At 71.5% G+C, this 9240-nt stretch carries 10 protein-coding genes; all 10 read right to left on the reverse strand.

From position 1 onward, the window contains the following. Positions 1 to 217: 217 nt before the first annotated feature. Positions 218 to 1048 carry a DegV family protein gene (locus G6023_RS01700; RefSeq protein WP_096907294.1) on the reverse strand — a complete coding sequence of 277 codons (831 nt, stop codon included), beginning with the start codon at positions 1046 to 1048 and terminating at the stop codon, positions 218 to 220. Further along, a complete protein-coding gene (locus G6023_RS01705; protein WP_182633922.1) occupies positions 1045 to 1743 on the reverse strand; it encodes a histidine phosphatase family protein in 699 nt (232 codons plus the stop codon). The genes G6023_RS01700 and G6023_RS01705 overlap by 4 nt, the downstream gene beginning before the upstream one ends. A gap of 8 nt (positions 1744 to 1751) precedes the next feature. Then, positions 1752 to 2195 carry a ribosome silencing factor gene (rsfS, locus tag G6023_RS01710; RefSeq protein ID WP_182633923.1) on the reverse strand — a complete coding sequence of 148 codons (444 nt, stop codon included), beginning with the start codon at positions 2193 to 2195 and terminating at the stop codon, positions 1752 to 1754. After that, a complete protein-coding gene (gene nadD / locus G6023_RS01715; RefSeq protein ID WP_096905766.1) occupies positions 2192 to 2908 on the reverse strand; it encodes a nicotinate-nucleotide adenylyltransferase in 717 nt (238 codons plus the stop codon). The genes rsfS and nadD overlap by 4 nt, the downstream gene beginning before the upstream one ends. A gap of 65 nt (positions 2909 to 2973) precedes the next feature. Further along, complete coding sequence (locus G6023_RS01720) at positions 2974 to 4404, reverse strand: vWA domain-containing protein (protein WP_120286303.1); 1431 nt, start codon at positions 4402 to 4404, stop codon at positions 2974 to 2976. Positions 4405 to 4432: 28 nt separating this feature from the next. Further along, positions 4433 to 5314 carry an AAA family ATPase gene (locus tag G6023_RS01725; protein ID WP_096905768.1) on the reverse strand — a complete coding sequence of 294 codons (882 nt, stop codon included), beginning with the start codon at positions 5312 to 5314 and terminating at the stop codon, positions 4433 to 4435. 67 nt (positions 5315 to 5381) lie between these two features. Continuing rightward, positions 5382 to 6683 (reverse strand): glutamate-5-semialdehyde dehydrogenase, encoded by a 1302-nt coding sequence (locus G6023_RS01730; RefSeq protein WP_182633924.1) that lies wholly within the window; start codon positions 6681 to 6683, stop codon positions 5382 to 5384. A 61-nt stretch (positions 6684 to 6744) separates the two neighbouring features. Continuing rightward, on the reverse strand, positions 6745 to 7629 hold the full coding sequence (locus G6023_RS01735; RefSeq protein WP_182633925.1) for an SDR family NAD(P)-dependent oxidoreductase: 885 nt from the start codon (positions 7627 to 7629) through the stop codon (positions 6745 to 6747). Next, positions 7626 to 8252, reverse strand: coding sequence for a class I SAM-dependent DNA methyltransferase (locus G6023_RS01740; RefSeq protein WP_182633926.1), 627 nt, complete (start codon positions 8250 to 8252; stop codon positions 7626 to 7628). Before G6023_RS01740 ends, G6023_RS01735 begins: the two co-directional genes overlap by 4 nt. Positions 8253 to 8341: 89 nt before the next feature. Continuing rightward, on the reverse strand, positions 8342 to 9240 hold an 899-nt coding region (locus tag G6023_RS01745), incomplete at its 5' end, for a serine hydrolase domain-containing protein (protein ID WP_182633927.1).

Genomic DNA, 9240 nt, shown 5'->3' on the forward strand with positions numbered 1-9240 from the left:
GTTGCCGGAGGGGCTTCGCCCGGGGCCGGACGATGATCGACCGCGGCAGGACGGTCGGCGTCCGGCGGCGAGAGTGCGCTGGCGAGTCGGTGCAGGGCGGCCGCCCGCGCAGGGTCCCGATGGGAGTCGACGGGGCCGCCGGATCGTGCCGGGGTCTCGGTTCGCATGGCGCGAAGCTAGCCCGGCACATCCTCCGCGGTGGCCCCGATCGCGGCCGTCAGTCCGCCGGCTGTGGAGAGGGGGGAAGGATGGGGAATTCGGTGTCGACCAGGTCCGTCACCGAGACACCCACTGTTCCCGGCCCCAGGTGCCATGCGAGGACCTCGTCGAATTCGACGATCATGACCCGCTCCGGAAACTGGGTCTCCTTGCGGATCTCGGTGGCCATCTCCTCGGCCCGCTCGCGCGCCTGGTGGTGGTGGACCACCACCAGCACGTCACCGCGCGCCACGTCGTCGCGCAGCAGGGACCGCAGCCGCGCATGCGCCTTGGTGGTGGTGCGGGCCTTGGCCGCCAGGTCCACCGATCCGTTGCGCAACACGATCACCGGGCGCATGGCCAGGGCGCTACCGAAGAGCGCGGCGAGCGCACTGATCCGGCCGCCTCTGCGCAGGTTCTCGAGTGACTCCAGTGCGGCGTACGTCGAGGCGCCCCGGCAGAGCCGCTCGGCCAGTTCGTAGGTCGCGGACAGGCCGAGCCCGTTCCCCGCCGCCCACGCGCACTGCGCGACGGCGGCCCCGAACGCCATGCCCGCTCCGCGGGAGTCCGAGACCAGAACCCGGCCCCCGAACCTGGTCGCGGCGTCGGCCGCCGACTGCCACGTTCGCGAGAGCTCGCGGGACAGGTGCACCGACACCACCCCTGTGCAGTCGGGATCCGCGAGCAGTTCCCCGTAGATCTCCGCCAGTTCGTCGGGCGTGACCGCGGCCGTGGACACCGCGCGGTCGTTCTCCTCCACGACGTGCAGACCCACCACCGTGATGCCGAACCCGCGGACCCACTCGGCCGGCAGGTCGGCACTCGAGTCGGTGACCAGGCGGATCGTCATGACGAGCCCACCGGAGGGGTGATGCCGGCGTTCCACTGGTCCAGGCGCCACAGAACACCTCGGGCGGCCTCGGTGGTGGGGCCGACCTCGGGCTCGGGAGCCTGCGCGGCCGTGCCCTCGGGGCGGACGTGCGCCGACAGCTGCACCCAGCACGTGTTGCCGAGTCCGTTGAACACCGAGTACTGCTCCACCGGCAGCTCGAGCAGCGACGCAGTGAGGGCCGCGATCGCGCCGCCGTGGGCGACGATCACGGCGGGGTGCTCGCTCCAGTCGGGCGACGACTCGACCAGCTCATCGACGACCTCCCGGGTCCGCCGCGCCACGTCCAGACGGCTCTCGCCCTCCGGCGGGGACCACCGGGGACTGCTGCGCCACCGGACCCGGGCGTCGGGCCACTGCCCGTCGACCTCCGAGTGGCTCATGCCCTGCCACGTGCCCAGGTGCGTCTCCCGCAGCCGCGGGTCGGTGCGGACGTCCAATCCCACCTCGGTGGCCAACGCCTTCGCCGTCTCGTGCGCCCGCTGCAGGTCCGAGGACAGGATCGTCCACGGGCGACGGGGTGCCAGCACGCGGCCGACGGCGTGGGCCTGCCGCTCACCCAGCTCACTGAGCTCGGTGTCCAGCTGTCCCTGCATCCGCAACGAGGCGTTGTAGTGCGTCTGGCCGTGGCGCAGGAGGATGAGACGTCGGGTCACCGGGTGGTTCAGAGCTCCTGGTCCCGCTGTGGCTCCTCCGGCGCGAGCGAGTCGTCGGCGTTGCCGGCGTCGTCAGCGGACCGTCGCGACGTCTCGACGCCCTCGATCTCGACGACCGGGCAGTCCTTCCACAGGCGGTCGAGCGAGTAGTAGTCACGCTCGTCGACGTGCTGGACGTGCACGACCAGCTCGTTGTAGTCGAGCAGTGCCCACCGCCCCTCACGGGTGCCCTCGCGACGCAGCGGCTTGTGGCCGGCCTCGCGCAGCTTGTCCTCGACCTCGTCGACGACGGAGTTGACCTGTCGCTCCGTGTCGGCGGACGCCAGGACGAAACAGTCGGTGATGATGAGCTGGCCGGAGACGTCGATGACGACGATGTCGGTCGCCAGTTTGTCGTCGGCGGCGCGGGCCGCGATGGCGGCCATCTCAAGGGCCTCGGGGCTTGCGGTCACTGGGAATTCTCCTCGGGGTGGGGATCGGTGGGGACGGGCACCCGGTGTACCGGGGCCGTCGCTGCGGGGGTGCCGTCCAGGCGGGTCGAGCCCTCGGGCCGGTAGAGATTGCGTTTCGCGATGTACTGCACGACACCGTCCGGCACGAGATACCACACGGGCGCGTCCTCGGCCGCCCGGCGGCGGCACTCCGTGGACGAGATGGCCAGCGCGGGGATCTCGAGCAGGTAGACGCGCCCGTCCCTGATCTCGGCGAGGTGTGTGTCGGACAGTTCGAACCCGGGCCGGGAGACCCCGACGAACGTGGCGAAGTCGAACATCTCCTCCCACCCGCGCCATGTGAGGATCTTCTCCAGCGCGTCGGCGCCCGTGATGAAGTACAGATCGGTGTCCGGGTGCTGGCGCAGCAGGTCCTTGAGCGTGTCGAGCGTGTAGGTCGGTCCGTCCCGGTCGATATCGACGCGGCTGACCGAGAAGCGCGGGTTGGAGGCCGTGGCGATGACCGTCATCAGGTAGCGGTCCTCGGCCGGTGACACCGCCCGGCCCCGTTTCTGCCACGGCTCGCCGGTGGGGACGAACACCACGTCGTCGAGACCGAACCGGTGGGCGACCTCGCTGGCCGCGACGAGGTGGCCGTGATGGATGGGGTCGAAGGTCCCGCCCATCACTCCGATGCGGCGTCGAGCGCCGTCGGAGGTCCCCGTCGTGGTCATGGTCGGTGAGTCTATCGGTCGGGGGTGCCGCCCAGTCGTCTGCCGCGCCCCGTCGCCGCTATCGCTCACACGGGGAGCAGGCTCGCGACGACCGTCGTGAGCTGTTCGACGTTGCGGCACTCGTGCATGGGGACGTACTGGGAGTACAGCCTGGCGGCCGAATCGCCGGTCCCCCACTGCCGCTTGGGCTCCGGGTTGAGCCAGTGGGTGTGTCCGACCCTCTCGCTGACGAACTCGAGTGCCTCGACGGACGGATCCCGGTAGTTGTTGCGGCCGTCTCCCAGGATGAGCAGCGACCCCGTCCTGGTCAGGGTGTGGGCGTACCTGTCCGCGAAGCCCGCCAGCGCGTGGCCGTAGTCGGAGTGACCGTCATAGGTGACGATCTCGGCCTCGCGGACCATCCGGCTCATCGCGGATCCGAGGTCCGACCCGGTCTCGAAGAACGAGGTCACCTCGTCGGTGGTGTCGACGAACGCGAACACCCGTACCCGGGAGAACTGCTCCCGGAGCGAGTGCACCAGCTGGAGAGTGAAGTGGCTGAACCCGGCCACCGAGCCGGACACGTCGCACAACACGACCAGCTCCGGACGGGCCGGGCGGGGCTTGCGCAGCACCAGTTCCACGGGGACGCCGCCGGTGGACATGGACCGGCGCATGGTCTTGCGCATGTCGATCGCACCGTGCCGGTGACGACGCCGGCGGGCCGCAAGTCGGCTGCCCAGTTGCCTGGCCAGCGGACCCACCCTGCGGCGCAGTGCCTGCAGGTCCTGGTCGTTGGCCCGCAGGAAGTCGACCTGTTCGGCCGCGGGCCCCACCGCGTACTGAGCGACGCGGTCGCGGCCCACGGTCTCGGCGGTGCGGCGGCGGGTCTCGTCGGCGACCTCCCGCAGGAAGCCGCGGACCAGGTCGGCGGCCGAATTGGCGGCCGCGGTCTTCTCGGCGTGCCGCTGGGAACCGTCCGGGTCGAAGGGGTCGGCGCCGAGCAGCCCGTCCAGGATCCGCTGCATGATCGAGTTGGTGTCGAGCGGGCTCAGTGCCTGGTAGGCGGAGTAGCGCGGCCCGTTCACCGAGTCATACGAGCCCAGCTGCTCGACCAGGAGTTCCGCCAACGCCCGGGCCTTGGCCCGCGACTCCTCGGTGTCCTCGAGCAGGAGCGATGCGATGAGTTCGTTCAGGGCGTCCGGATCCACCTTGCCGTCGTCGTCGGTCGGGATCTCCACCTCGAGCGTCACCGCGTCGCCCGCGGTGTGGGACCCCACGGCGGCCGGGAACCACAGGTCGAAGAGCTGGTCGAACACCCCACGGTGCGTGGACTTGTGCAGGATCGTCGAGGCCAGCGCCTCGCGCAGCGCGGCGCGGTCGAGCAGGTCGACGTGCACCATCGCCGCGGCGGCGTCCACGGCCTCGCTCGGACCGACGGGGATGCCCTTGCGGCGCAGTGCGTCGACGAAGTCGACGAGGTGACCGGACATCCCGCCCGGGGCCCTGTCGGTCATTCCACCCATCTCCCTGTTCCGCACGGCCCTAGTTGAGCCGGAGCTCGGCGGCCGCGCGCAGCTGGTCGGACTGGTGCTTGAGCACCACGCCGAGCGTCTGCAGGACGACCTCGTCGTCGATGGTGTCCAGGCCCAGCGCCACGAGGGTGCGACCCCAGTCGATCGTCTCCGACACGCTCGGCACCTTCTTCAGCGCCATCGCGCGCAGGACGCCCACCACGCGAACGAGCTGCTCGGCCAGCCGGTCGTCGAGCTCCGGCACCCGGGAGGCGAGGATCTTGCGCTCCAGCTCGGGGGTCGGGAAGTCCAGGTGCAGGTAGAGGCACCGCCGCTTGAGCGCCTCGGACAGCTCGCGGGCCGCGTTGGAGGTCAGCACCACGAACGGGCGTCGGGAGGCCTCGATGGTCCCGAGCTCGGGGATGGTCACCGCGAAGTCGCTGAGGACCTCCAGCAACAGCCCCTCGATCTCGATGTCGGCCTTGTCCACCTCGTCGACGAGCAGGACGGTGGGCTCGCTGCGCCGGATGGCGGTGAGCAACGGCCGGGAGAGCAGGAACTCCTCGGCGAACACGTCGTCGCGCGTGGAGTCCCACCCCTCGCCCTGCCCGGCCTGGATCCGCAGGATCTGCTTGGCGTGGTTCCACTCGTAGAGCGCACGGGCCTCGTCCACGCCCTCGTAGCACTGCAGGCGGATGAGTTCGGCCTCCGTGGCGGCGGCGACGGCCTTCGACAGCTCCGTCTTGCCGACACCGGCCGGGCCCTCGATGAGCAGCGGCTTGCCCAACCGGTCGGCGAGGTAGACCACCGTCGCGGTCGATCGGTCGGCCAGGTACCCCTGTCCACCGAGGGCCTCGATGACGTGGTCGATGCTCTCGAATGCGGGTCGCTGGGCGGTGCGGGCTCGGTCCATCGGGTGGGTCCTTTTCGGTTCGGGGTCGTCGGTGGCGGGCCGGCGGGTGGCCCGGGCGCGAGTGCCTCTACGGCCGCACGTGCCCCTTGCCGTGGGCGATCCACTTCGTGCTGGTCAGTTCCTCGAGCCCCATCGGGCCGCGGGCGTGGAGCTTCTGGGTGGAGATACCGATCTCGGCGCCGAAGCCGAACATCTCCCCGTCGGTCCAGGCGGTGGAGGCGTTGACCATCACCGCCGCCGCGTCGACGCGGGCGCAGAACCGGTCTGCCACGTCGATGCTGCGGGTGGAGATGGCCTCGGTGTGTCCGGAGGACCAGCGGTCGATGTGCTCGATCGCCTCGTCCACCCCGTCGACCACCTTGAGCGCGATGTCCATGCTGAGGTACTCCTCGCCCCAGTCGACGTCATCGGCGAGGACGAGGCCCTCGCGGTCACCGTGGACGGTGACGCCGGCCGACCTCAACGCCCCCACGACGCGGTCCACGGCCGCGTCGCCGAGTGCGGAATCGAGCAGCACCGTCTCGGTGGCGTTGCAGACGCTGCAGCGACGCGTCTTCCCGTTGAGCAGCAGGCTGATGGCCTCGTCCAGGTCCGCGTCTCCATGGATGTAGAGATGACAGTTGCCGGTACCGGTCTCGATGGCCGGGACCTTGGCGTTCTCCACCACGGCCTGGATCAGCCCCGCACCACCGCGGGGGATGACGACGTCCACCAGACCGCGCGCCTGGATGAGGTGGGTGACCGACGACCGGTCCTCGGACGGCAGGAGCTGGACCGCATCGACGGGCAGGCCGTGCTCCGCGAGGACACCGCGGAGCACCTCGACCAGCGCCTCATTGGAGTTGCGGGCCGAGCGCGACCCTCGCAGCAGTGCTGCGTTGCCCGATTTGAAGGCGAGCCCGAACGCGTCGACGGTGACGTTGGGGCGACCTTCGTAGATCATCCCGACCACACCGAGCGGGACCCGGACCTGTCGCAACTGCAGCCCGTTGGGGCGGGTCGAGCCACGCGTGACGGTGCCGACCGGGTCCGCCAGGCCGGCCACCTGACGCAGGCCGTCGGCGATGCCCTCGATCCGCTCGGCGGTGAGCCGCAGCCGGTCGAGCATGGCCTCGCTCATTCCGGCCTCGGCCTGCTCGGCGAGGTCCCGGGCGTTGGCCTCGAGGATCGTCGACTCCGCCACCACGAGGGCGTCGGCGGCGGCTTGCAGCAGTGCGTTCTTGCGGTCGGCGGTGAGCAGGGTCAGCTCGCGCGAGGCGGACCGGGCCCGGCGGGCGGCGTCGTGGACGGCGTCGCGGGTCGGGTCCGCGGCGGGCCCGGCGTCCGTCTGGCCAGTGAGGTCGGAAGCGTCGAGGTGGCTGGCTGTCATGCGTTCCAGCTTACCGATGCGGCCGGCGGGGTCACTTCCGGCGAGTCAGAACCGGGACGAGTCAGACCTTCGGGACGGCTCTGGTCTCGCGCACGGCGAACTCCCGGAATCGGCAGGCCAGATCGGGATCCCCGGCCGGGCCCGATCGCTCACCGGGTCCGGGCGGGCCCGCGATCTGTCGGAAACCCGTCGGTCCGATGTACGACGCCGGCGGCAGATCCTCCGTCGCCGCGTACAGCAGCGGGCGTGCCCCGTCGGCTGCCGTGGGGACGATCCGCCGGCCGAGCAGGTTGAGCACGGCATTGACCGGCGGGAACGGGGTCGGGTCGAGGATCGAGGTGGCGGCGAAACCGGGGTGGGCGAGCTGCACGTCCACCGCGGAGCCCGCGGCGGCGAGCCGGTTCTGCAGGTCGAGGCCCCAGAGCATGCACGCCAGCTTCGACTGGGCGTACGCCGCCGCCATCGAGTAGGGGCGCTGTCGGAAGTGGGGGTCGGCGAAGTCGATCCGCCCCTTGGCGTGGGCCATCGAGGCCGTGATCACCACCCGCTCCCGGATCCGGGGCAGCAGGAGTTCGGTGAGCAGGAACGGCGCGAGGACGTTGACCCCCAGGTGCAGCTCGAAGCCGTCGGCGGTCTCCCGCCGGGTCTTGCTCATCAGACCGGCGTTGTCCAACAGGATGTCGACGGGGTCCGTGTACGAGCTCGCGAACTCCCGCACGGCGTGCAGGTCACTCAGGTCTAGCTCGTGGACCTCGGTGGATCCGCCGATCTCCGCGGCCGCCGCCTCCCCCTCGGCGCGGGTGATGGACGGGAGCACGACGTGGGCGCCCCGGCGCGCGAGTTCACGCGCGGCTTCCTTCCCGATGCCGCTGGTGCCGCCCGTGACCACGATGGTCTTCCCGGTCAGGTCGGGCAGGTCGTCGACGGTCCACGCCGCGGAGCTCACGAGGCGGCCCCGTCGCTGCGCACGAGGACGGTGACCATGAAGCCGCTGTCGTCGTCGAACGGCAGCAGGTCCCACGTCGACCAGCGCTGCTGCACCCGCAGCCCGGCGCGGTCGGCGTCGCGGTCGAACTCCTCCCGGGTCCAGCCCCGGTCGAGCCCGAAGCCCACGACCAGGCGACCCGCCCTACCCTCGGTGCCCTCGTCCGCCGTGGCGAGCCGCGCGGCGAGGTTGGTCAGCACGGTGCCGCGGTCGGCGGGGTCGACGAAGGCCAGGACGTTGCCCGCCGACACGGCGAGGTCGAACGGCCCGCGGGGCCAGCCCTCGTCCGCCAGGTCCGCGACCTCCCACGACGCCTCCGGGCACAGCTCCCGCGCCCGCTCGATCAGGTGGGGGTCGAGGTCGACGCCGGTGACACGGTGACCACGCGAGTGCAGGTAGGCGCCGGTGCGCCCCTGACCACAGCCCACGTCGAGGATCCGGGCACCGCGCGGGACCATCGCGTCGATCAGCCGCGCCTCGCCGTCGATGTCCACTCCCTCGGCCACCATGTCGTCCCACCGTCGGGCGTACCGCCGGGAGTGCTCGGGGTCTGCCTCCACGATCTGCTTCCATGTCTGAGCCATGCGGCCCAGTATGGCCGCAGGGAGCGACATACGTCGCGGAGGACGACGACGACGAGGGCGGCCGCCGCCGCGCCGGCGGAACGCGGCGGTCACGGGCCGATGGCGCGGAGGAGGCGGAAGGTGGGCAGATCGGCTCCCCTGGTCTGGTTGACGAGGGTGACCGCGAGGGTCCCGCCGACGGTGTCGACGACGGCGATCGACCGGAACCCGCCGGTGCCGCCGTTGTGCCACAGGGTGCCCGGGCCGGCGCGATGCCACCCGAGCCCCATCCGTTCGGGCCCGGACGGCGGCGTGGCCTGCGTGAGTCGGACGGCGTCCTCGAGGTCGGTGGTCGACGGATCGAGGTGCGCGGCGAGGAACCGCGTCATGTCGGCCGCCGTGGAGCGCAGTGCTCCCGCGCCCGGCATTCCGCGCAGCGGCCACGGTTCGGCGCCGCGGCGGCGGCTGCGGTGCCCGAGGGCCGTTCGCCGCCGCTGATCGTCGGTCATCTCATCCTCGGTCACGATGTCGGGCATGCCCAGTGGTCCGCAGATCCGGTCGCGGACGAGCGCCCCGAAGTCGGCCCCGGTCGCGCTGGTCATCGCGATGCCGAGAAGGCCGAAGCCGAGGTTCGAGTACCTCGGCGTGCCCTGACCCGGGTGCCGACGCGGGCGGAGGCCACGGAGTCCGGCGAGGACGTTCGATTCCGTGAGGTCCACATAGGGATCCGCACCCGTGCGCACGTGGGCGAGGTTCTCCCGGAGCCCCAGCCGGCCGGGCGTCCTGGGGAGCCCGGAGGTGTGGGTCGCGAGGTGCTGCAACGTGATCGGGTCGTCGTCGCCACCCGGCAGGTCCGTGCCGGTGGGGAGCAGGTCCCGGACCGGGGTGTCCAAGCGCCACTGCCCCCGGACGACACCGTCGGCCAGCAACAGGGCGGTGAACACCTTCGTGACGGAGCCGATCTCGAAGAGCGTGTGGGCGTCCGGCGTGGCGCCCCGACCGGTGTCCC

Origin of the sequence: Dietzia sp. DQ11-71 (assembly GCF_014144995.1) — a bacterium.
Lineage (GTDB): Bacteria > Actinomycetota > Actinomycetes > Mycobacteriales > Mycobacteriaceae > Dietzia > Dietzia kunjamensis.

Coding starts and splice junctions, on each gene's coding strand:
- G6023_RS01725 (WP_096905768.1), bottom strand. CDS start 5,314: ATGGACCGAGCCCGCACCGCCCAGCGACCCGCATTCGAGAGCATCGAC.
- G6023_RS01720 (WP_120286303.1), bottom strand. CDS start 4,404: ATGACCGACAGGGCCCCGGGCGGGATGTCCGGTCACCTCGTCGACTTC.
- nadD (WP_096905766.1), bottom strand. CDS start 2,908: ATGACCACGACGGGGACCTCCGACGGCGCTCGACGCCGCATCGGAGTG.
- G6023_RS01740 (WP_182633926.1), bottom strand. CDS start 8,252: ATGGCTCAGACATGGAAGCAGATCGTGGAGGCAGACCCCGAGCACTCC.
- G6023_RS01700 (WP_096907294.1), bottom strand. CDS start 1,048: ATGACGATCCGCCTGGTCACCGACTCGAGTGCCGACCTGCCGGCCGAG.
- G6023_RS01730 (WP_182633924.1), bottom strand. CDS start 6,683: ATGACAGCCAGCCACCTCGACGCTTCCGACCTCACTGGCCAGACGGAC.